Origin of the sequence: Pinirhizobacter soli, from assembly GCF_015905305.1 — a bacterium.
In the GTDB taxonomy this organism is placed as follows: Bacteria; Pseudomonadota; Gammaproteobacteria; order Xanthomonadales; family Rhodanobacteraceae; genus Pinirhizobacter; species Pinirhizobacter soli.
This window is the reverse complement of sequence record NZ_JADZLQ010000001.1, coordinates 1,116,869-1,140,574: the sequence shown is the minus strand read 5'-3', so window position 1 is coordinate 1,140,574 and position 23,706 is coordinate 1,116,869. Positions and strand designations below refer to the sequence as shown.

The following is a 23,706-nucleotide window of genomic DNA, read 5'->3' as shown; positions in this document are numbered from 1 at the left end:
GTCCCCCCGACGCGCGTGTTCATGTCAACGAAGGCCAAGCAGGCCCAGCAGGCCGCCTCGCGAGGACTTCGAAGGCTTCGCCGACGGCGGCGGCGCCGCGGCGATCTCCGCAGCGAGCGTCCCCAAGGTGCCATTGGCGATGTCCAGGAGGTTCAGCCGGACACCGGTTTCCTGTTGCACGCGGGTTGCCATGTCCACGGCAAGCAGCGAATGGCCACCGACGTCGAAGAAGTTGTCGCCCGTACGCACGCTTTCCAGCGACAGCAGCGATTTCCAGATCGCCGCCAGCTTTTCCTCAGCCGGGTTCATGGGCGTTGCCGAAGGCGCCGGTTTGACCGGTGCCCGCCATGCCTGTTCCTGCATGGGTCCGGTCACCTGAAGCTGGCCGCCGGGCAGGCGGCGGCCACGGAAGCCGGTGCGCACAAGGCCCGGCGCTGCCGGATGGGCGCCACCGCGGTGGCCAAACGGCACACTGCGCAAGGTCCCGCCGATGGCCACTTCGCCCAGGGCCCCGATGGGGCGTGGCAGGTCGTCCGGACCCAGTACCTGGATATCGGCATGGAACAGCGGATGACCGGCGTGTGCGCCGTCGGCAGGGTTCTCGACCTTGCCCGCGGCAGCCACTGGCGCGATGCCGGTGATGCCGAAGAGCGTCCACAGCGCCTGGCAGCGTTCGCCGATCTGGCGCGCGGTTTCAGGCGCCAGGCTGCCGCCGGTACACACGGCGTTGAGGTCCGCCTGGCCTTTCCAGCCGGCCGCCTGCAGCGATGCCCAGGCTTCGGCTGTTGCGAAGAGGTAATCCGGCCGCCGGCTGGCGACGAGTTGCCGCAGGTCATCGGTATCGGTGGCAAGGATCAGTTCCGCACCACTGGCCAGCGGCAGGAGATGCTGCACGATGGCCTTGGGTGAGGATGGCCGCGCCGTGACCAGGGCCCGGCTGGCCGATGGCATGGCGAATGTGGCGGCAAGGTCACCGAGCATCTGGCCCAGCGCCCGCTGGCTGATACCCACAGCTTCCGGATGGGCATCGTGTCCATGCGGGTAGCCCGCGATCGCGATGTCATCGGCAGCGGGCACCGCGGCAGGGGCATCGGCGCTGGCGGCGACCAGTTCGAGGTTGTCCACGTCGAACCACAGGGCGCGCCCGCGTGACCACTGCAGCGGTGCTTCGAGCGTACTGTCGCCCAGCAGCACCGTGACACCACTGTCGGCGATGCGGTCGGCCAGCGCGGCCAGGCCGTCGGCCGGGTCCAGCAACACGCAAGTGATGCCGGTCTTAAGGCAAGCGATCAAGGCAGCGACGCGGTTGATCCCGGACTCCACCGCCAGTCCCACCACGGTGCGCGAGGTGCCGGCGCGCTTGCGCAGGCAATGGGCGATGCGGTTGGCGCGTCCGTCAAGTTCCGCGTAGCCGATCGACCAGCTTTGCGAGGTAAGCGCCGTGGCATCGGGGGCGCGGTCCACGTGCGCCTGGAACATCGTGGCGAAGCTGGTCGCGGTGTCCTGGGCACCGATCTCCGGTGCAACTGCCTGCGCACCCACGTCCGCGCCGTTGAGCTGGGACAACGTTTGCATCGGATCGCCGTCCACCCGCGACATCAGTTCGATGTAGCGGTCGCGCAGCATGCGCGCGGTGTCCCCTTGCAGGATGTCAGCGTTGTACGTGACGCCCCCGACCATGCCGCCAGCACCTTCCAGGAACCAGAGCCCCAGGTCCTCGGTGGCCCCGCTCTGGAACAACAGGATCTGTTCATGGGCCAGGCCGCCCCAGTCGACATTGCGGCCGCGGGCGTCCTGGAAGGAGAACAGCGCCTGGTAGAGCACCGCTCCCTGGCCATTACCCACTTTCAGTTCCCGCTGGAGGTATTCCAGCGGGACATCCGGGTGACCGAAGCTGTCGATCGCCACTTCGCGCACATGCCGGACGAAGTCCACGAAGGAGAGGTTCTCGTCCACGTTCACGTGCAGGGGAAGCAGGTTGTTGAAGTAACCCATCACCGATTCAAGCTCGGTGTGGTTGCGGCCGCGTACCGGTGTGCCGATCACCAGTTCCCGCTGGCCGGTCATGCCCGACAACAGCACGTAGTACAGCGCCAGCAGCGTCATGTTGAGCGTGGCGTCGGCCTTGCGCGCCACCTCGTGCATGGCATCGGTGGTTTCGCGCGTGATGCGGATCCACTCGGTGCGGCCAAGGCCCGACATGCCCGGGCGGCGCGGGTAATCGGTAGGCAGTGCGGTGATGCCCTGCATGTGTGCGAGGCGGTCCTTCCAGTACGCAAGCTGCAACTTGAACTGGGGACCCTCCAGCCAGCGCGCGTGCCACTGGGCGAAATCGCCGTAGCTGATCGGCAGTGCCGGCAGTACGGGCTCCGTACCTTCGGCAAACGAGCGGTACAGGTGCGACAGTTCGTTGTACAGGATGTCGAACGACCAGCCGTCCCAGATGATGTGGTGCGGCATGAAGAAGAACACGTGTTCATCGTCGGCCAGGCGGAACATGCTGGCGCTGAACAGGGGGCCCTGGCGCAGGTCGAACGGCGTGTCGGTAAGTTTCTGCAGGCGCTGCATCAGCACCTCTTCGCGCTCGTCGCCGGCAAGCCCCGAGAGATCCTCGGCGGGGAACAGCTTCAGTTGTACCGTCCTTGCCACCACCTGCTCGACGGCATCGTCGATGCGGTGGAACGAGGTGCGCATCGACGACTGCCGCGCAATGAGCGCGGCAAAGGCGCGTTCGAAGGCGGCCTCGTCCAGCTTGCCGCGCAGGCGATGCGCAGATGGCGCGTTGTAGGTCACCCGGCCCGGCTGCAATTCTTCCAGCGAATACAGGCGCTGCTGCATCAACGACAACGGCGCGCGGTCCTGCTGGAGCTGGGCCACCAGTGGTTCAGTCGCCAGGGCCTGGCCACCGTCGCGTTGCCTGGCCACGGCCAGGGCAAGGTCGGCGATGGTCGGCGCATCGAACAGCGTGCGGAACGACAGCGCCACGCTGAACTCGCGGTTGAGCCGCGCGGTAAGCTGCGCGGCCAGCAGCGAATGGCCGCCCAGCGCGAAGAAATTGTCGCGCACGTCCAACGAGGGTAGCGCAAGGATCGCCTCCATCGCCGCCGCCACGCGGAGCTCGTCCTCATTGCGCGGCGCCAGTCGCACCGTGTCGGCCGCCACCGAGCGCACGGTGGGCGCGGGCAGCGCCTTGCGGTCGATCTTGCCGTTGGGCAGCAGCGGGATCGACGGCATGTCGATGATGTGCTGCGGCACCATGTAGTCGGGCAGGCGGGTTTTCATCCGCGCCACCAGTGCTTCTTCGTCGAAGGCGGCGCCGTCGCGGGTGACCACGTATGCCACCAGTCGCACGTCGCCTGGGCGGTCTTCCCGGGCAATCACTACTGCGCGCGCCACCGCCGGCGCATCGGCCAGCACATTCTCGATCTCACCAGGCTCGATGCGATAGCCGCGCACCTTCACCTGGAAATCCAGGCGGCCCAAGTGTTCGAGCTGGCCGTTGGCCAGCCACCGGCCGCGGTCGCCCGTGCGGTACATGGTGGCGCCGGCATCCTCACTGGAGGTATCGGGAATAAACCGGTCCGCGGTGAGCTCGGGGCGGTCGAGGTAGCCCAGGGTGACACCGGCACCACCGATGACGATCTCGCCCGGCACGCCCAGAGGGCAGGGCACACCATGCGCGTCGAGCACGTGCACCTGGGTATTGGCGATCGGCGTGCCGATCCAGATGCCTTCGCGAGGCGCTGCCACTTTCCACCACGTCGACCACACGGTGGTCTCGGTGGGGCCATAGGCGTTGAACACCTGCCCGCAGCGCGACAACAGCGCCTCGGCAAGGTCCAGCGCGAGCGGTTCGCCACCGGTGATGGCGCGGAAGCCACGGCTACCTTGCCAACCGGCCTCGATCAGCACGCGCCATCCGGCCGGCGTGGCCTGCATCAGCGTCGCCTGGCTTTCTTCCGCCAGCGTGCGCAGCGCCGTGCCGTCGCGGACATCGTCGGCACCGGCCAGCACCACGGTGGCGCCCACGCATAGCGGCAGCATCAGTTCGAGGAAGGCGATATCGAAGGAGAGCGTGGTGACTGCCACCAGGCGGTCATCGGCGCCTATGCCGGTGAGCTCCTGCATGGAAGCGAGGAAATTCGACGTGGGCCGGTGCGGTACGCGCACGCCCTTGGGCCGGCCGGTGGAGCCGGAGGTGAAGATCACGTACGCGATCGACTCTGGCGTCGCGGCGGACTGGTCGCGTGGCAGGCGCGTACCATCCAGTGCATCCAGGAGTGCGGCGTCGCGGGAGAGCGACAGCACGCGGGCCTCATCCAGGGCGATGCCGACGGGCGCGGTGTCGTCGGCGATCAGCGCGGCGAGTTTCGCGTCCTCGGCCATGAAGCCCAGGCGTTCGGCCGGGAACAGCGGATCCATCGGCACGTAGCCGGCGCCGGATTTCATCACACCCAGCAGGGCGGCAAGCATGTCCGGACCGCGGCCAAGGCAGATGCCGACCAGGTCGCCGCGGCCCACGCCGCGCTGGCGCAGCGCGCGCGCGATGCGGTTGGCCCGGGCTTCCAGCTCGCCATAACGCAAGGCTGTCTTGCCATGGCGCACGGCAACGCGATCAGGTGCCTGGTCGACGGAAAGTTCGAAATGCTCGTGGGCAAGGCGCTGGCGCGGAAACGGCGTGGCCGGCGGTTGCAGGGCGGCAATCGATTCGCGCGCGGTGGGCGAAAGCAGGTCCAGTGCGCCCGCGGGCGTGGTGGCGTTCGCCACGGCGCTCCGCAACAAGGTTTCATAGGCGTCGAGCCAGCCACGGATGGTTTCACCGCGGAACAGCTGGCTGTTGTACTGGCATTCCAGGCGCAGGCCGCCGTCAACCTGCACGGCGTTGATGAAGAGCTCGAAATTCTCGAAGGCGCGGGGGACGCCGGCGAATTGGAACGACAACCCCGGGAAGGTCACGGTCGACTCATCCAGGGCCTGGTCGAGGTTGAACAGCACGCTTACCAGCGGCAGGCGCGACGGGTCGCGCGGCAGTGCCAGGCGGGCGAGGAGGCTGCCCAGGGTGTATTGCTGGTGTTCGAAGGCATCGAGGAGATCTGCGCGTACCTGCGCCAGGACGCCCTCGAACGGCGTGGCGGGATCCGGCGAACAACGCAGCGGAAGCACGTTCACGCAATGGCCCACTAGCGCATGATGGCCGCCCGCCGCCTGGCCGGCGGTCGGGATGCCGATCACCACGTCGTCCTGTCCGGCCAGTCGCTGCAGCAGGATGCCAAACCCGGCCAGCAGCGTGGCATAGAGGCTGGCGCCGCGCTTGGCACCAAGTGCACGGATGGCCGATACAAGCTCGCGGTCAATGGCGTGGTCTTCCCGCTGCGAGGAAAAGCCTCGCTGCCGCGGTCGCGCACGATCGGTGGGGAGGTCCAGCGAAGGCGCCCCGCTGGAGAACCGTTCCACCCAGTAATGTTCGTCGGCAGGATCGCTGCCCGATGCCTGGGCGCGTGCAAAATCGCTGAAGGCCTCGGCAGCGCCGGGCGACGGTGCCTGGCCGGTGGCCTCGGCGTACAAGGCGGCCAGGTCGTTCACGATGACGCCGAACGACCAGCCATCGCAGATCACGTGATGGGCGGTGAGCACCAGTACATGCTCGTCGGTGGCCAGCCGGAGCAACTGGGTGCGCAGCAGCGGCCCGTGTTCCAGGTCGAAGGGAACGGTGACCACATGGGCCAGCACCGCCTTGACCTGTGCTTCGCGAGCGGCTTCATCCAGGTTCGAAAGGTCGTCCAGCGGGCATGCCAGGCTGAGCGCATCGACGATGAGCATCTCCTGGCCGTCCGCGCTGATGGTGGCGCGCAACGATTCGTGGCGATCGACCAGGCGTTGCAGCGCAGCCTGCAGCGCGGCGATATCCAGTGCGCCGCGCAGGCGCAGCGAGATCGCCTCGTTGTAGGCCAGCGATGCCTCCGGTTCCAGGGAGGCCGCCAGCCAGATCTCGCGCTGTGGCGCCGTGGTGGGCGCGACCTTCGAAAGTGCTGCCTGGGCGAACGGGTCGTACTCGACCGCCGTGGTGGCGATGATGTCCTGCGCACTCATGCACTCACCCTCATGTACTTGCCCGGCGCCTCGGGATTGGGCACGAACCAGGCGGGATTGCCCTTCTCGTCCTTGCCCAGGCGGGCGCCGGCGACGGGCGGGTTGTCGGCGTCGAGCGAACGCACGTCGATGCGCCGCGGCAGGAATTCAGCTTCCTGCAGTTCCAGCACCGATTCGCGGAAGGCCGTGGCGATGGTGGCGAAGTCATTGGCCGAATGTGCGGTGGTGAAGAAGCAGGGGAAGTTGTCCAGCACGTGGATCCCGCGGCTGCGCATCATGGCGAACAGCAGGTCCTGCAGCGGGTGTTCCTCCATGAAATTCACCTTCCACACCGAGGCGAAGTGGGTGAGCTTGATGGGCGCGCCCACCGCGGTGCAGAAGGCGTTCAGTTCGTCGATCATCGCCGTGGTGCGGCCGTTCAAACCCTTTTGCAGCTCGCCACCTTCGTCGGCCAGGTGGGTGAGCACGGCGTGGGCGGCGGCCAGGGCCAGCGGATGACGGACGAAGGTGCCGGCGAAGTAGGTCACGCCGACCGTCGGGATCGAGGCGTCGCCAAATTGCCAGCCGCCGCCGTCCAGCGCGTCCATGAACTTGCGCTTGCCGGCGATCACGCCGATCGGGAAGCCACCGCCGACGACCTTGCCGTAGGAAGCAAGGTCCGCATCGATGCCCAGCACCGCCTGCGCGCCTCGCGGGTGCGAGCGGAAGCCCGTCACCACTTCGTCGAAGATCAACAGTGCACCGGCGTCGGCAGTGATGGCGCGCAGTTCCTGCAGGAATTCACGCGGCTGGAAATCAGGACGGCGGCTTTGCACTGGTTCCACCAGTACGGCTGCAATGGTGGAAGCCCGCTCGCGGATGATCGCCAGCGACTCGGGCGTGCCGTAGTCGAGCACCAGCACGTTCTCGGAAGTGTTCTTCAGGATGCCTGGTGCTGCCGGTACCGAGCGAAGCTTCTTGGTGCCGCGCACGATCACTTCGTCGAAGATGCCGTGGTAGGAGCCGGTGAAGATCACCAGCGTGTCGCGGCCGGTGACGGTGCGGGCAATGCGGACGGTGCCCATCACCGCTTCGGAACCCGTATTGCAAAGCGCCGCGCGGTCGAAGCCGGTGAGCTCGCACACCTGCTTGGCCACCACGCCTGCCAGCGGATGCTGCGGGCCGATCTCGTAGCCGTCGTCCAACTGCTTGCGAACCGCGTCGATGACGAAGTCAGGCTGCCAGCCGAACAGGTTCATGCCGAAGCCGTTCAATGCATCGACGTATTCATTGCCGTCCAGGTCCCATACCCGCGATCCCTTGGATTTGCCTACCACCACCTGGTAGATGATTTCCTTCAGCAAGGGGCGGAAGCCATTGACCACGCGCGGATCGGCCAGGTGGTCGCGATGCTCCTGGGTATAGGCCTTCGATGCCTTGGTGCGTTCGATGTAGCGGCGGGTGAAGGCTTCCAGGCGTGCACGCTGGCGCGCGGTGAGATCGGTATTGCCCGAGTGGATACGGGCGATGGCGCCAAAGGCCTTCTTCACGTCGTAGCTGGTGTGGGCAAGCGCGGCTTCCTCGTCCTGGCCGTCGTTGGCGGCTGGGGGAGGGGTGTTCACGACCGGAGCCGGAGCGCTGGTCGCGGCCATCGCGGCCGGCTGCACGGGCGCGGCGGCGACTGGTGCCGCGGCGACCGGCGGTGCCGCCATCGGCGCGCCGGAGAGCAGGGCCAGTTGCTGCTGCATGATGGCCATCTGCTGGGCGATCACATCCTGCACCAGGTTGCCGCTGGCCGCCATCGGCATTGATACAGCGGCCATGGGCATGGCCGCGGGCGCACTGGCGATGCTTGCGGGGCTTGCCGCTGCCACCGGGGCAGACGCGGCTTCCGGCGGCAACAGGCGATCGATGTGCTTGGCAAGGGTCTCGAAGCTCGGGCACGATTCCATCAGTTCGCGGAAGGTGATCTTCAGCGCGAAGGTCTTCTGCAGTTGCAGCGCGACCTGGGTCAGGGACAGCGAATCGAGCCCCAGTTCCATGAAGGTCGATGTCGGATCCACGTCGTCCATGTCGGCGCCGGAGACGTCCTCGAACAAGGCGGTGAGCTGGCCGATGAGGCGGCTGGCGCGACCGGATGAAGTGTTCGGCTGGGAATTCTGGACGGGCATGACGGGCTCCGGAAGGGCGGTCGGGGCGGGGACAAAAGTGGCGGCCTGGATAGGCGCAGCCTCAATGGCAGTACGAAGCGCCGGGGTGGCATCCACCCAGTGGCGCTTGCGTTCGAAGGGATAGGTAGGCAGGCGGATGCGCAGCTTGCGTGCGCGTGTATCGAGCGAGGCCATGTCCAGCGGCATGCCGGTGGACCACAGCGCTCCAGCGGCATCGAGCCATGCTGCCTGTTCGCCGGCGGGCGTGTCACCGAGGCTGGCCACAATGGTGCGGCCACGGGCAGCCTTCTGCATGCGCGTGAGCGCGGCCAGCGTGCCGCGAGGGCCAGCGTCGACGAAGACCAGGTCCGGTTCCTCCAGCAGGCTTGCCACCGCCGTTCCGAAGCGTACGGTGCCGCGCAGGTGGCGCGTCCAGTAGTCGGCCGAGGTAGCCTCCGCGTCGGTGAGGGTGTCGCCGGTAAGCGTGGAGACGATGCGGATCGACGGCGTGGCAAGGCGGATCGACGCCACTTCGGCGGCGAAAGGCCCCAGCACCGGATCCATCATCGATGAATGGAAGGCGTGCGAGGTGTGCAGGGCGCGGCAGGCCACGCCATCGGCCTCGAGTCGGGCTTGCAGCTGGGCGATGGCGTCGGAAGGGCCGGACACCACGCAGGCCGTGGGACCGTTCTCTGCAGCCAGCGACAACACCGGCGGAAGCATCCGTTGCAGATCGGCCGCGGCCATCTTCACTGACAGCATGTTGCCGGCAGGCAATGCCTGCATCATGCGGCCGCGGCGGGCCACCAGGCGCGCGCCATCTTCAAGGCTCATCACCCCGGCAAGCACGGCAGCGGTGAATTCCCCGACGCTGTGGCCGAGCATGGCCACCGGCTTGATGCCACGGGCCATCCAGGCGCGGGCCAGCGCGTATTCGATGGCGAAGGTCGCCGGCTGCGTCAGCCCTGTTTCGCGCAGCGCGTCGGCGTCGTCGGCGAACATGCGCTCGCGCAGGTCGAAGCCAAGCTCTTCTTCCAATGCCTGTGCGCAGGCATCGAGCGCGTTACGGAAGTCTGCGTCCGTGGCATGCAGGACACGTCCCATGCCTGCGTACTGCGAGCCCTGGCCCGGGAACATGAAGACGATGCCTGGTTCCTGGGCCGAGGCTTTGCGTAACGTCGCCGCGGCAAGCCGTTCGACGGCCTCGGTAGCGTTGGCAGCGACCACATGGGCGCGGTGGGCGAACACCTTGCGTCCCACCACCAGGGTGTGTGCGGCGTCGGCGAGGTTGATCGCCGGGTTCATCGCCAGGTGGTCGCCAAGGTTCAGTACGGCGGCCTGCAGCGAAGCCTCGCTGCGCGCTGAGAGCACCAGCAGCTGCGGGCCCTGCGCTGGAGTGGAAGCTTCGCGTTCGGGTGCTTCTTCCAGGATGGCATGGGCATTGGTACCGCCCACCCCGAACGAACTTACTCCCGCGCGGCGCACGCCATCGGACGTCCATTCACGTAGGGCAGCATTGACGACGAAGGGTGACCCTTCCAGCCCCAGCCGCGGGTTGTTCGCAGTGAAATGCAGGGACGGCGGAAGCTGTCGCGACGCCAGCGAGAGCGATGTCTTGATCACCCCGGCGACGCCTGCGGCCATGACCAGGTGGCCGACGTTGGATTTGAGCGAACCGATGGCGCAGAACGCTGCATCCTTGGTGTGCCGGCGGTAAGCGCGCGACAAGCCCTCGATTTCGATCGGGTCGCCAAGCGGCGTGGCTGTACCGTGCGTCTCGACATAGGAAATCGAGCGGGGATCGACACCCGCCACATCCAGCGCCCGCGTGATCACCGCTGCCTGCCCGGCGGCGCTCGGTGCGGTGAAGCTGGCCTTGATGCCGCCGTCGTTGTTGACCGCGCCACCGCGCATCACCGCGATGATCGGATCGCCATCGCGCAGGGCGTCGGCCAGGCGCTTCAACAGCACCACGGCCGACCCATCGCTGAATACGGTGCCCTGGGCACCGATATCGAAACTGCGCGTGTGGCCATCGGGCGAGAGCATGGAGCCCTCCTGCGCCACGTAGCCACTGCGCGGTGGGCAAGTGATCGACGAGCCACCGGCCAGTGCCATGTCGCAATGGCCCAGGCGCAGCGCATCGAAAGCCTGGCAGATGGCCACCAGCGACGTGGAGCAGGCGGTGTTGAGGCTGACCGCCGGGCCATTCAGGTTCAACTTGTGCGCCACTCGTGTCGCGATGTAATCCTTCTCGTTGGCCAGCATCACCTGGAACGCACCGAGCTTGTCGATGAGGTCTGGGCGATGGGCCAGGTGCTTCTGGAAATACGTGGCGTTGTGCATGCCGGCGAACACGCCGACCGTACCGCCGGCGTTGTCGGGCACATGGCCGGCACGCTCTAGGCATTCCCAGCACAACTCAAGGAAAACGCGTTGCTGCGGATCGGTAAGCTCCGCTTCGCGCGGCGACATGCCGAAGAAGCCGGCATCGAAATCTTCCACGCCATCGACGATGCCACGCGCGGCGACGTAGCCTGGTTCGTTGCTTTCCGATCCGTCAATGGCAGGATCCAGCTCACCAGGCCCGAAGAACGTGATCGATTCGCGGCCTTCGCAGAGGTTCTCCCAGAAAGCCTCCACGTCGTGTGCACCGGGGAAGCGGCCGGCCATGGCGATGATGGCGACCGGCTCGGCAAGCTTGGCGCCGGCGTTGCTTGCTTCAGGGGTTGTTTGCACCGCGACGCCGTCGATCAGCGCACCAAGGGCCGCGGGCGTGGGCTCGCCGAAGAAGTCGACGATGCTTGGCCGGGTGGAAAGCTCGGCATGGATCCGCGCCAGTGTCTTTACCGCCAGCAGGGAATTGCCGCCGAGGTCGAAGAAATGATCGTTACGCCCGACACTATCGATGCCAAGGATTTGCGCGAAGATCGCGCAGATCCTGGCTTCGGTCTGGCCATGGGCCGGTACGTAGCGGTCGGCGAGCTCCGAGCGGCTGGCGTCGGGCGAGGGCAGGGCGCGGCGATCAAGCTTGCCGTTGGCCGTGATCGGCAAGGCATCCAGGCCCATCCATGCCGAAGGCAACATGAAGTCGGGGAGGGTTTCGGCCAATGCCGCACGCAGGCCGCGCGCGTCCACCGACGGATTGGACGCCACGTAATAGGCCACCAGGCGCTTCTGGCCCCGATCGTCCATCGGCACCACGGCGCAGGCACGCACGCCTTCCAGGCGCAACAGTGCAGCTTCAATCTCGCCGACCTCGATGCGGTAGCCGCGGATCTTCACCTGGCCATCGGCGCGGCCGATGAATTCGATGCTGCCGTCGGCGAGCCAGCGCACCAGGTCGCCGGTGCGGTAGAGCCGGCCGCTGCCGGTGCCGAATGTATCGGCAACGAAGCGCTCGGCGGTGAGTTCGGGCCTGGCCAGGTAACCGCGGGCCACGCCGGCACCGCCGATATACAGTTCGCCGATCACGCCTACCGGCAGCAACTGGCCGCGTCCTCCAAGCACGTACAGCGTGGTATCGGCGATCGGCCGGCCAATGGGAATGGAGGTAACGGTATCGGCAAGGTCGCGCGGTATGCGCCAGGTCGTGGCGAAGGTGGTGCACTCCGTCGGACCGTAGCCGTTGATCAGCACCACGTCATCGAGCGCGGCGTAGGCCTTGCGGATGTGACCGGGCGACAGGGCCTCGCCGCCGGTCAGCAATTGCTGAAGGCCGCGCAGGTGGGTAGGGTCTTCATCGACCACGGCATTGAAGAGCGCCGCCGTGAGCCAGGCGATCCTGGCGTCGTGGCCACGGATGGTCGCGGCCAGGCCCAAGCCCGTGGGAATCTTCTCCGGGTGCACGATCACCGTGCCGCCGTTAAGCAACGCGCCCCAGATCTCCAGGGTCGAGGCATCGAAGCCAAGCGGTGCGGCGTGCAGCATGCGCGGCGCCGTGCCGAAGGCGACGTAGTCGACGCCGCGCACCAGGCGGATGATCCCGCGATGGGGAATTTCCACGCCCTTGGGCGTGCCGGTGGAGCCGGAGGTGTACATCACGTAGGCCAGCGCATTGCCGTATACCACGGGCGTCGACAGCGGCGAGCTCTCAAACAGCCCGGCCAGCGAGACGACGGGCGCTTCGGCGCCCGCCAGCGGATCGCTGCCTTCGGCACGAACGATCAACGCCGCCTTGGCATCATTGGCAACGAAGGCAAGGCGGCCAGCAGGTTGCAGGGGATCGAGCGGAAGGTAGGCGGCACCGGCCTTGAGCACGCCCAGCAAGGCCACGATGGCGTCGGCCGAGCGGTCCAGCAGCAGCGCCACGCATTGACCCACGCCCACGCCGCGCGCGATGAGCGCACCGGCCACGCGGTTGGCCTGCTCGTCGAGCTCGGCATAGGTAATGGCGCGGTCGCCTTCCTCGATGGCGATGGATGCTGCGTGCTCGTGCGCCACCTGCGAGAACAGGCCGTGGACCGTGTCGGTGACCTGGCGGGAGACGGCCGTCCGGTTCCACTGGCCCAGCATCTGGCTGCGCTCGGACGGATCGACGATGTCCACCGCGTTGCCGGCACTGAGCGCGCGCAGGGCGTGCACGGTGGCCTGCCCCATGATCCGGGCGGCTTCTGCACCGAAAGGCGCGCGGTAATCCACGCACAGGCGATCGCCGTGAAGCGTCCACACGCTCGCCGCATCAGCGGCAGGCTCTGTGCCATCGCCGACCGACCACGCACCGTGTGCATCATCGCCGGCTTCGCCCGCATGCATGCCATCGGTACCGGTGAGCGCGGCATCCACCGCCGCCAGGGCGCGACGCAGCTGCGTTGCAGGAAAGCACCCGGGCCGCTCCGAGGCGCTGTCGATGGCCGCGGCGAGGGCCGGGTCGAGGATGAGCTCAAGATGCGACGGCGCCGCGCCGAGGCCGGCGGGAGGCAGCACGTCGAAGAGGGGCGACGTCGTTTCCGTCGCTGGCGCGGTGGTTGTGTTTGGCACCTGGGTCTTCCCCTCTCGCGCATGCGGCATGCAGCTAGTGTCGAGGGCACGCACGTGGGCTTCCATATGCAGTTCAGTCGTCAAACGGCATGGCCGTAAGGAATAGGTTGCGGTGCCCGCCACGTTGCCGCGGCGGCGCGAAACACCCTCTAGGCCGTATGGGCTAGTGCGCGCGGGCTACCGATGGCGGCACGTCCGGTGTGCCTGGCGGTGCCTGGAAAGCAATCAGCCAGAGAATGGCGCCCTGCACGGGTGCTCCGGTCCAGGTCACGCTGTAGGTGCCGGCGGCGTCCACGCTGCGCGAGGCCACGGCGCACTGCACGCCGCTTTCGTCGGGAAGCTTCAGGAAACTGTCGACGATGGCGAAGCCATCGCCAGGCTCGGCGGTCATGCGCTTGACCCCGCCATCGCCCCACCAGAAGGCCAACAGCAGGGCAGGCCCGGTGGTGGTCACCTTGCCGCTGGTCACCTGCAGGCCGGGTTCGGCATAAGTCTGGGCGATGTCCTTCACCACGCCGCCACGGATTTCGATGAAAGGCACGGAAATCTCGCCCTTCGGCTCGCCGCGCTTGGCGAACGTCAACCGGTGGCCCTGGCCGCCCTTGGCACCGACCACGACATAGCTGGAAACGTTGAAGCGGTCGTAACCGTTGCCGAAGGCCACCGCGCGCTGCAGCGATTTGAAACGATTCCTGTAATTGTCGCTGGGCGTGTCCGCGTTGCTGGCGTAGCCGCCGTTCATCAGCAGCAAGGTGCTGCCCGGCTGGGTATCGATGGGGTCGGTGACGGTAGGGCTGACCCCTAAGCCTTCGCCGTGGGCGAGCAGGGTATGCGCGCCGAGTACCGGTGCAGCATGCAAGGGCGAGGCGATCATGGTGAAGCACCCCAGGGCGAGAAAAGCCAGCAAACACCTTGCGCTGGCGGTAAGCATGCGCGACGCTAGCGCCCGCAGGCGGGACATGTGCATGGACGCATCGACGTCGTGGTGCCCGCCATCGAACCCCTGGGGAGCTGGCTTGGCCGTCGAGACCGATTTCCTCGCGTTGTATCGCCAGCTTGGCTTGTCGCCAGGCTGCAAGCTCGCCGACTTCAAACAGGCATACCGCCGCCACGTTTCCATCCTGCATCCGGATCGCAACGACGCCGCCGCGCCGGAAGACCACGAGCGCTTCGGCCGCCTGGTATTGCAGTACAACGCGGCCATGGACTTCCATCGCAGGCATGGCCGGCTACCCGGCGCCCCGGTCGGCGCGCGTTCGGCAGCGCCCGATGCGCCATCGCCGGCCGAACCTGTCGCACCCAGTCCGCTACCCCCGCGACGCGAGCGTGTCACGCACACGCCGCGACCGATGTTGCTGGTGGTCGTGGCGCTGGTGGTGATCGCGTTGATCGCCTGGGGCGTTGGACCGATCGGCTCGACATCCGGTTCCGACACCAGCAAGCCGGCGCCGGAACCGGCTGCGGCCGACAGCGAACCCACGGTGCAGGCGCCGCAGCTGAGCGTTGGCATGACGCGGGAAGATGTGAAGGCGATCGAGGGCGAGCCCACCTCCGTGCAAGGTGACCGTTGGGAATATGGACCATCCTGGGTGCGCTTCGAACGCGACGTGCTGGTGGACTGGTACAGCTCACCCTTCCGTTCGCTCAAAGCCGCCAGCACACGGCCACGCGGCGAACGCGACTGAGCCATCGTCAGCGCGCGCCTCGGCCGAACAGCACGATCTCGAACGTCTCGACCAGGATCACCAGGTCAAGGAACATGTTGTGGTTCTTGACGTAGAAAAGGTCGTACTTGAGTTTCTCGGCGGCATCTTCTTCCGATGCGCCGTACGGATACGAAAGCTGTGCCCAGCCGGCAAGGCCCGGCTTTAGGGAGTGCCGCAAGCCGTAGTAGCGGATCTTGGTGGCAAGGTCGGCGACGAACTGCGGACGTTCCGGGCGCGGTCCGACGATGCTCATTTCACCCTTGAGCACGTTCCACAACTGCGGCAGTTCGTCGAAGCGAAGCTTGCGGCAGATGCGTCCGACGCGGGTGACGCGGTCGTCGTTCTTGGTCGCCCAGCGCGCCACGCCGTCCATCTCGGCGTCCGTGCGCATGCTGCGGAACTTGTATAGCCAGAACGTGCGGCCATGTTCGCCGACGCGTTCCTGACGATAGAGGATGGGCTGCCCCTTGCCCGACTCCAGCCGGATGGCAAGGGCAGTGAGCAGCATCAGCGGCCACAGCAGCAGGGTCATGGTTGTGGCCATCAATACGTCGAAACCGCGCTTGAGCATCAGGTTCAGCGGGGTGGCATTGAAGCCGCCGGAAAACACCAGCCACGACGGGTCGAGCAGGTTCAGCTGCACGCGGCCGGACTCCCGCTCGACGAAGGTGGTGAGGTCGGTCACGGTCACGCCGGCCTGGCGGCAGTCGAGAAGGTCGTCCATCGGCAGGTTGCCGCGGCGATCGTCCACGCCCACCACGATCTCATCCACCTGGTGGCGCCGGCACACGTCGCGCAGCGAACCGGTGCGATGCAGGATGTAGTCGTCGGGCACCACGCTTTCTTCGTGGCAGCCACGGATGTAGCCGACCACGAAGAACCCGCGGCGATCGGCGCGGCGACGCATGCGGGTGTGGATCTGGCCAGCGCGCTGGCCGGCTCCAAGGATCAGCACGCGGCGCTTGAAGGCGTCCACTTCCACCAGGCGCATGAACAGCGTGCGGAAAGCCGCCAGCAGCACGAAGCCAATCAGCAAGGCCATGCCGAGTACGCCGCGGCCGAGGTAGGCCTGCGGCAGCAGGTAGAACACCACCACCAGCGCCAGGCCGCCCATGCCGAAACCCAGCGCCTGGCGTGCCACCAGCCCGATCCAGCTACTGCGAAGGTGCGCGCGGTATTGACCCAGCGCCGCCATGGTCACGAACACCACGCCGGCGAACAGCAACGATCGCTGCGGCAGCGCCGTGGCGTAGGTAGCCAGATCGTCGGGGCTCAAGAAAAAACGAAGGTAGGTCGCCAGGTTCAGCGCCGCTGCCAGAAGAAGGAATTCACTGACCCCAAGGAGCAGGAGCCAACGTACGAATTGCTGTCGCAGGAAACGAAGCATGCGGTAGTCCCCAGGGATGCCGCGGGAAGGGCTTGAAGGAATCCGCCGGCAGTGTGTGGAAAGCTACGCGTGCGAACTGCCCGGCGCTATTGGCTGGACGTAAGAGCGGGATAGGCCATCCGGGGTGACTGGCCTGGCCAGTACCCTGGCCAAGGGCAAGGTGGTTACCGTGTCCAGATGCAGGGGAGCGGCAAGCGCCCCTTTCAGGCTTGGGCCGGTATCGAGCGCATGGATGCGCAGCGTGGCATGGCCGGGGTGGGCAAGTTCGATGCCGCCGTCGGCATCGATCGTGGCCGGGTCCATGCGCAGGCCCGTGCCGTAGGCCTTGAGCAAGGCTTCCTTGCGCGTCCACAGGGCAAGCAGGGCGTCTTCGCGCGTATCGATGGCCAGGGCCATCACCGCCGCATGCTCGCGCGGTGTGCAGATCGACGGCGCCAGCGCCTGCAGTTTCCTTCGTGGAGGGTCGCGCTCGATGTCCAGGCCAACGGTGGCGGCCATGGCGATGGCGATGGCAATGAAATGGCCCGTATGGCTAAGGCTGGTGGCCAAGCCTGTGCCGGGCAGCATCGGTTGCCCAGCCTCGGAAAAGGTAAGCGGCACATGGTGCGTGCCCAGCGCCAGGCTCAATGCGCTGCGCCACAATGCATGGGCCACCAGGTACGTATCGGCGTCACGGGCAAAGCGGAACCGCCCGGCGCGCGCACGTTCGCTGTCGTCCAGCATCATCCGCGCGGCGTTGAATTCCCCTGTGAAGTCCGTTGCCGATGCCAGTAGCACCAGGGCCTCGCCGGCGCGGGGCCGGGTGAAACCGGCCTCGTGTAAGGTGTCGGCGGCGAACATGAGGACTAGGTAATGCCCGCCACGTTGCAGTCGGTGAGCAATACCTGCAGGTGGGTGGCCAGGCGCAGGCTCAGCGCGACGATGGTGAAGGTGGGAAAGGCCCATCCTCCCGTGGGGAATACCGAGCTTCCGGCCACGTGCAGGTTGGCCAGCCCGTGGACGCGGCAATCGCGGTCCACCACGCCTTCCTCGGCGTGTTCGGCCATGCGCGTGGTACCCAGGTGGTGCGCCGTGCCATGTACCGGCAACGGCGCGTCGTCGTTGGCGTCTACCCAGGGTTCCGGCTCGAAGCGGCCGTTGCAGGTGCGCGCCAGGTGCTCGCCGAACAGGCGGGCCGCCGTGCGAATGGTATGGCGGTCGATGTCCGAAAGTTGCCAGTCCACGCTCACCTTGCGCAGGCCCAGGGCGTCGGTGTCCTCACCGAGCATGACGCGGCTGTCGCGGTTGGGCGCCTGCTCGAAGTAACCGATCAATTCCACATGCTGGCTGCGCACGGTGGGGCGGTCGGCGAGTTTCTTGGCGAATGCACGCACGATGTCACCGGCACCCAGCCCCATGCGCAGCGCCAGCATGCCCAGGTTGGGCGTGGCTGCGGGGAGTGCGGTTGCCAGCATCGGACCATTGCGCATGCTTTCGCACATGCGCATCTCAAGCAGTTCTGCCTCATCGCGCACCGGGGGCCTCATCGCGGCGCGGAATTCGCGCAAGGCGCGCACGCCGAAAGGCACTTTTCCCTCGATCGGGAAGGGATGCACACGGCCAGCGAGCATCTGGTGCTCGCGTTGGGCCTGCACCGACAACGCTATCTCGGGGGACACCGGGGCCGCGGCCTTGCCCAGGTGACGCTCGTAGGGGCGGGTGAGAGCGTCCGGATCGTCAGTGGCCACCACACCCAGCCTACCGCTGGGATGGTCCATGAAATAGCGGCCTACCAGATCGTGCGCATTGCCCAGCCCTTCGGGAGAAACCGAATCGGAGAGCAGCAGCAGGCGCGCATTCTCGATGCCGCCGGCAGCAAGCACGTACTGGCGAGCGGTGATGCGGCCGCGGCGTCCATCCATGCCGCCGATGCAGGCGTGGGTTACCGATGCGCCGTCGGCCGTGGCCTCGAGCGACATCAGGTTCGCATGCAGCAACACCATGATGTTCTCGGCAGCGTCCAGTTGCGCGCGGTAATGCTTGCCGAAGAACATCGGACTGCGCGCGAACACGGGATTCACCAGCGTGCCTTCGTCGAAGCTGCATGGCGTGCGCGCCGGCGGCGTCAGGAAACTGCCGTCGGTGAAATCATGCGCATCGATGCCCAGGTAGCCGCGGGCCTGCGCGTACCAGGGTTCCAGTTCATCGTAGCTGAGCGGCCAGCCGGAGCCGGGGACCCAGTCGCGTTCCGCCAGGTCGTGTCGCGAGAAGGTAATGCAACCGCCACCCCACAGCGTGCAGCTGCCGCCGAACACGCGCATGCGCGAACTTGACGTGTCAAAGGGCGTGGAACCGATCGATTCACCCTCGTACAGCGACTGGCTGCGTTCTTCACCCGCAAGACCGCCACCCTCCACCACGCATACGCGTGTGCCGGTGCCGATGAAGCTACGGGCAATGGCGATCCCTGCCGCGCCTGCGCCCACGATGCACAAGTCGGCTTCGACGTCGTTGGGCGACGTCGAGTCGAGGTAATCGATGATCACAAACGCTAGCCTTTGGCGATCAAACGCCGTAGTAATCCCGGTACCAGCGTACGAAGTTAGCCACGCCTTCCGCTACGGGGACCTTAGGCGTATATCCAACGGCCTGCATCAGGTCACGGACATCCGCCTCGGTATCGGGAACATCGCCCGGCTGCAGGGGAAGCATCTGCATTTTGGCCTTCTTGCCAAGGCAGGCTTCGAGCACTTCGATGTAGCGCAGCAGCTCAACCGGTTCAGCATTGCCGATGTTGTAGATGCGGTACGGCGCCACGCCGCTGGAGGCGGGATCGGGCGTGAGGCCATCCCATTCAGGATTCACCCCCGGCACCGTGTCGAGCGTGCGGATCACCCCTTCGACGATATCGTCGACATAGGTAAAGCTGCGCTTGTGCTTGCCATGGTTGAACACGGGGATGGGTTCATCGGCCAGGATCGCCTTGGTGAACATGAACAGCGCCATGTCCGGGCGGCCCCAGGGGCCATAGACGGTAAAGAAACGCAGGCCCGTGCACGGAAAGCGGTACAGGTGCGCATAGGCATGGGCCATCTGTTCGTTGGCTTTCTTGGTGGCCGCGTACAAGGTAAGCGGGTGCTCGGTGCCCTGGTGCTCGGAAAACGGCATGGCCAGGTCCGCGCCGTATACCGAGCTTGTGGACGCGAACACCAGGTGTTCCACGCCGTGGTGGCGGCAGCCTTCAAGGATGTGCAGGAAGCCGGTGACGTTACTTGCCACGTACACATGGGGGTTCTGCGCGGCATAACGCACGCCCGCTTGGGCTGCCAGGTTCACCACGCGCTGCGGCTTGTGTTCGGCGAAGGCGGCTTCCACCGCCGCGCGATCGGCAAGGTCGGCCTGGATATGGGTGTACTTGGGGTGGTCGATGAAGCGCGCCAGGCGCGCCCTCTTCAGGGTGACGTCGTAGTAGTCGTTCAGGCTATCGAAGCCGATCACCTCGTCGCCGCGCTCGAGCAGGCGTAGCGCGACGTGCGAACCGATGAAGCCGGCGGTGCCGGTAACCAGGACTTTCATGGGGCAGCCTTATCGGGCAGTGCTACAGGCGCCCATCGACCGCGGCGCGGGGAAGCACGTATTTTACATCGTAAAGCACGCTCTGGCCCTTGCCGAAGGCGCGGATGCCTTCCGGCCCCATGGCCACGAACTCCCTGTGGCCCACGGCCACGATCACCGCGTCGTAGCTGCCGTTTTCAGGGTTGTCGATGGGTGTAAGGCCGTATTCGTGCTCAGCTTCAGCGCTGTTCACCCAAGGATCGTGCACGTCGACATGGGCGTTGTAGCCGCGCAGCGCACCGACGATATCCACCACGCGGGTATTGCGAAGATCCGGGCAGTTTTCCTTGAAGGCCAGGCCCAGCACCAGCACGCGCGCCTTCACCGGATTGATGCCCTTGCGCACCATCAGCCGGATCACTTCGGAGGCCACGTACGGGCCCATCGAGTCGTTGGTGCGGCGCCCGGCAAGGATCACGTCGGGATGGTGGCCCACTTCCTGCGCCTTGTGGGTGAGGTAGTACGGGTCCACGCCGATGCAATGCCCGCCCACCAGGCCCGGCCGGAACGGCAGGAAATTCCACTTGGTGCCCGCGGCCTGGAGCACTTCCAGGGTATCGATGCCCAGTTTATTGAAGAGGATGGCAAGGTCGTTGACCAGGGCGATGTTGAGGTCGCGCTGGGTGTTCTCGATTACCTTGGCGGCCTCGGCCACCTTCAGCGAGCTCGCCTTGTGGGTGCCGGCGGTGATTACCGAGCCATACAAAGCGTCGACGAAATCGGCCGTTTCCGGCGTGGAGCCGGAGGTTACCTTCAAGATGCTGGTGACCCGGTGCTGCTTGTCGCCAGGATTGATCCGCTCGGGGCTGTAGCCGGCGAAGAAATCCTCGTTGAACTTCAACCCCGAGACACGCTCGAGGATCGGCACGCACACTTCCTCGGTGCAGCCGGGGTAGACGGTGCTTTCGTAAACCACGATATCGCCACGGTTCAACACCTTGCCCAGCGACTCGCTGGCCTTGACCAGGGGGGTCAGGTCCGGGCGCTTGGCCTGGTCGATGGGGGTGGGCACCGTCACGATATAGACGTTGCAACCGGCGATGTCGGCCAGGTCGCTGGAATAGGTAAGGCGCCCGGCATCGGCCAGCTCCGCAGCATCGAGCTCCAGCGTATTGTCCACGCCGCGCCGCAGCTCATCGATGCGATTACGGTTGATGTCGAACCCGGTGGTGTCGTACTTCTTGCCGAATTCCACCGCCAGCGGCAGTCCTACGTACCCCAGGCCGACGATAGCCAGCCTGGTGTCCTTTAGATTCCCCATGTCTAACATCCCGGTAAGAAGCCTGCGTTCGGGAGGAAAGATAACAGGCGCGATGAATTCCGGCTGCTAGGGCGAATGGTTGGCTGGTCGAAAGGCGTAGCGTCGCTGGCGTCGCCAGGGGCGGGAGCGGGCGGCGGTCACCCTGGTCGCTAAGTCCTCGTCGGGCTTTGCCCTCCTGCGGAAGCGCTCCCAGGGTGACCGCCGCCCGCTCCCGCCCCTCCGTCCGGTGGCGCAATACGGGTCGGCAAAAGCGGCAAAAAAGCGGGGTCAGAGTGATAACTCTGACCCCGACCCTCAACGCTCGAGCGCGGCTTATTTCACCGGTGCGGTGATGTCGCTGATCAGGTCCTTGCCAGTGGATCGCTCCAGGTGGGCGTACTGCAGACCCCCGTGGTAATCCACTTTCACGGTGCTGAACTCGTCGACGTTCTTTACCAGCAGTTCGATGGGCGCCGAGCCGCCCTTGGCGGTCTTGATGGCGTCCTTCAGGGCATCGGCTGAGTAGTCCTTGCCGTTCACCGCCACCACCGTCAGGCCCGGCACCAGGCCCGCCTTGGAAGCGGCGCTGCCCCACTGCACGTCGCTGATGTCGCCCTTGCCCGAAATGGCAATGCCGAGCGAGGCCGACAGGTTCACGCCGTGGCGGATCTTCTCCGCGCCCTTGTCGAATTCGCTGGGCTGGTCGTTGTACACCACTTTCCAGCCGCCGCCTTCGATGCCCTTTTCCGGCAGCGTGTCGCCGACGTAATCCAGGCGATCGCGCAGGAACTTGGCCCAGTCATAGGCCTGCACGCCGTTGAGCGTGGAAACGACATCCTCGAAGGTGTAGGTCTTGGTGACGTAGCTGCCGTTCTCGATGCCGTAGAAGGCCTTGGCGAAGTCGTCAAGCGAGTGCTTGCCCTTGGACAGGTCGCGGATCTTGGTATCCACGTCCAGCCACAGCAGCTGGCCTTCGGGGTAGAAGTCGGTGCCGCGGCGGTAGTTGGCCCAGCCGCCACCGCCGTAATAGGTAAGCGGAGCGGCGTCCGCAGTGTCCTGCAACGAACGCCAGGCGCGGCCGGTGCGGTGGCTCATGGTGCCGACGATTTCGGCGATGGAATCGCGGTACTGGGCCGGGGTCCAGATGCCTGAGCGGGCCGTCAGGACGCCGCACCAGTAATCGGTAAGGCCCTCATACACCCACAAGAGGTCGTCCTGCATCGGCTCCATGAAGGTTGGCGTCCACAGGTCCGCCGGGCGGCGGAACTTGCCGTTCCACGAATGCACGTACTCGTGCGGCATCAAGCTGCCGGCCAGCTTGTTCATCTGCGGATCGGTGAAGAATTCCGCCGGCAGGCGGTCGTCGCTGGACTGATGGTGTTCCAGGCCGAAGTGGCCGGTATGGTCCGAAAGCGTCAGCAGGAAGTCGTAGTGCTCGTAGTGGTGAGCGCCAAACAGCTTGTTGGTCTGCACCACCACGGCGCGCTGGTCGGCCAGCTGTTTGTCGGTCAGCTTCACGTCCTCGGCCGAGTCGCCCACCACGTTAAGGTGCACGGGAGTCTTCGCGCCGGGGGCAAGGTCCACCCGGTTGAAGTACTTGCCGGCGATGATCGGCGAGTCCACCAGGTTGTTGAAGGTGATCGGCTTGAACTTGGTGGTATCGCCCGACTGGCTGGCCGTTTCCATCGCGGTGGCGAATTTCCACCCGGCGGGCAGGGTGACCGTCGGCTCGATGGTGATCTGGCGGGTGAAGTGCCCGGCCGGATAGAACGCCACCTGGTTCAGCTCAAGATCCACCAGCGACGGCGTGGACGAGGCCGAGGCACCGAAGGAACCGCCGCCGCCCGGGGAGAGGAATTCGAACGAGAGATCGATGGACGACACGCCCTGGGGCACGTCCACGTGCAGCGCGTACATTTCCTTCAGGTCGCGGCGCCAGGGAATCTGCTTGCCACCGGCGGTGATGACGACACCGGCCACGTTCTGGATCGGGCCCGACGGCGAATGCTCGCCCGGGATCCACTTCGGGTAGTACAGGATATTCGCGCCCGCGGTAACGGGTATCGTTTCCTTGACGTGGAAGATCCGCTGCGGGGCCTGGGTAAGGTCCACGTTTAGCGTGAGGTTGCCGCTGTAGGGCGTGTCGGCTGCGGCGGGCAGCTCGTCGGCCAGTGCAACGCCAGTGGGAACGGCAAGTGCGGCAACGACCGCCGCGGACAAAAGACGGTGGCGCAACGTGGAAACGATCAAGGCATGGCTCCTGCGAGGGCTCGCCGGGCGGCCCCAACGGCACCGGCGATCAAGGGGCTCCCCCGCGCGGCGAAAACGTCGCGGGCATCCCTTCGGGGAGCGGTATCGCCCGATGGTAGGTGGCCGGTTTACAGGGGGCGTATGCCAGAGGTCACGGGGAGGGTGGGCAGGTTCTTGCGGCAGCCGTGCTGCTATCTCATTCGGCGCGAGCGATACGAGACCGCCTTCGCCAAAACAGCAACGAAAATCCACCTCTTCCCGTTTCAATATCTTATCAAACAGGGGACTTGCGGCAAGGCCCCTGTCGTAGTGCCCAATCTCCCGCCCAAG

The 23,706-nt window shown here is 66.2% G+C and carries 10 protein-coding genes; 1 reads left to right on the top strand and 9 read right to left on the bottom strand.

Annotation, left to right across the window (positions count from 1 at the left end; all coding sequences use genetic code 11):
• Nucleotides 1–24: 24 nt before the first annotated feature.
• From NDK18_RS04700 to NDK18_RS04690, 3 genes are all read right to left on the bottom strand, one after another.
• Entirely contained in the window at nucleotides 25–6,090 is a 6,066-nt protein-coding gene (locus tag NDK18_RS04700) for a non-ribosomal peptide synthetase (protein WP_250627217.1), read from the bottom strand.
• Nucleotides 6,087–13,199: a hybrid non-ribosomal peptide synthetase/type I polyketide synthase gene (locus tag NDK18_RS04695; RefSeq protein ID WP_250627216.1), complete on the bottom strand. Its 7,113-nt coding sequence runs from the start codon at nucleotides 13,197–13,199 to the stop codon at nucleotides 6,087–6,089. The genes NDK18_RS04700 and NDK18_RS04695 overlap by 4 nt, the downstream gene beginning before the upstream one ends.
• Before the next feature lie 163 nt (nucleotides 13,200–13,362).
• Nucleotides 13,363–14,166: a hypothetical protein gene (locus NDK18_RS04690; protein WP_250627215.1), complete on the bottom strand. Its 804-nt coding sequence runs from the start codon at nucleotides 14,164–14,166 to the stop codon at nucleotides 13,363–13,365.
• 49 nt (nucleotides 14,167–14,215) lie between these two features.
• Here NDK18_RS04690 and NDK18_RS04685 point away from each other — a divergent pair, with 49 nt between their 5' ends.
• Nucleotides 14,216–14,884 (top strand): DnaJ domain-containing protein, encoded by a 669-nt coding sequence (locus tag NDK18_RS04685; RefSeq protein WP_250627214.1) that lies wholly within the window; start codon nucleotides 14,216–14,218, stop codon nucleotides 14,882–14,884.
• Nucleotides 14,885–14,891: 7 nt separating this feature from the next.
• On the opposite strand, the gene NDK18_RS04680 is transcribed toward NDK18_RS04685, so the two are convergent.
• From NDK18_RS04680 to NDK18_RS04655, 6 genes are all read right to left on the bottom strand, one after another.
• The gene (locus tag NDK18_RS04680) at nucleotides 14,892–16,292 is read right to left on the bottom strand and encodes a TIGR03013 family XrtA/PEP-CTERM system glycosyltransferase (protein WP_250627213.1); all 1,401 of its coding nucleotides are present in this window, start codon (nucleotides 16,290–16,292) and stop codon (nucleotides 14,892–14,894) included.
• Nucleotides 16,293–16,355: 63 nt separating this feature from the next.
• Nucleotides 16,356–17,132 carry a 4'-phosphopantetheinyl transferase family protein gene (locus NDK18_RS04675; protein ID WP_250627212.1) on the bottom strand — a complete coding sequence of 259 codons (777 nt, stop codon included), beginning with the start codon at nucleotides 17,130–17,132 and terminating at the stop codon, nucleotides 16,356–16,358.
• Nucleotides 17,133–17,137: 5 nt separating this feature from the next.
• Complete coding sequence (locus tag NDK18_RS04670; RefSeq protein ID WP_250627211.1) at nucleotides 17,138–18,817, bottom strand: GMC oxidoreductase; 1,680 nt, start codon at nucleotides 18,815–18,817, stop codon at nucleotides 17,138–17,140.
• Nucleotides 18,818–18,836: 19 nt separating this feature from the next.
• Nucleotides 18,837–19,847: an NAD-dependent epimerase gene (locus tag NDK18_RS04665; protein ID WP_250625478.1), complete on the bottom strand. Its 1,011-nt coding sequence runs from the start codon at nucleotides 19,845–19,847 to the stop codon at nucleotides 18,837–18,839.
• Between the two features lie 22 nt (nucleotides 19,848–19,869).
• A complete protein-coding gene (gene tviB, locus NDK18_RS04660; RefSeq protein WP_250625479.1) occupies nucleotides 19,870–21,147 on the bottom strand; it encodes a Vi polysaccharide biosynthesis UDP-N-acetylglucosamine C-6 dehydrogenase TviB in 1,278 nt (425 codons plus the stop codon).
• A 312-nt stretch (nucleotides 21,148–21,459) separates the two neighbouring features.
• Nucleotides 21,460–23,376 (bottom strand): M61 family metallopeptidase, encoded by a 1,917-nt coding sequence (locus tag NDK18_RS04655; protein WP_250625480.1) that lies wholly within the window; start codon nucleotides 23,374–23,376, stop codon nucleotides 21,460–21,462.
• Between the last annotated feature and the right edge of the window lie 330 nt (nucleotides 23,377–23,706).

Coding starts and splice junctions, on each gene's coding strand:
- NDK18_RS04700 (WP_250627217.1), bottom strand. CDS start 6,090: ATGAGTGCGCAGGACATCATCGCCACCACGGCGGTCGAGTACGACCCG.
- NDK18_RS04690 (WP_250627215.1), bottom strand. CDS start 14,166: ATGCACATGTCCCGCCTGCGGGCGCTAGCGTCGCGCATGCTTACCGCC.
- NDK18_RS04680 (WP_250627213.1), bottom strand. CDS start 16,292: ATGCTTCGTTTCCTGCGACAGCAATTCGTACGTTGGCTCCTGCTCCTT.
- NDK18_RS04675 (WP_250627212.1), bottom strand. CDS start 17,132: ATGTTCGCCGCCGACACCTTACACGAGGCCGGTTTCACCCGGCCCCGC.
- NDK18_RS04665 (WP_250625478.1), bottom strand. CDS start 19,847: ATGAAAGTCCTGGTTACCGGCACCGCCGGCTTCATCGGTTCGCACGTC.
- tviB (WP_250625479.1), bottom strand. CDS start 21,147: ATGGGGAATCTAAAGGACACCAGGCTGGCTATCGTCGGCCTGGGGTAC.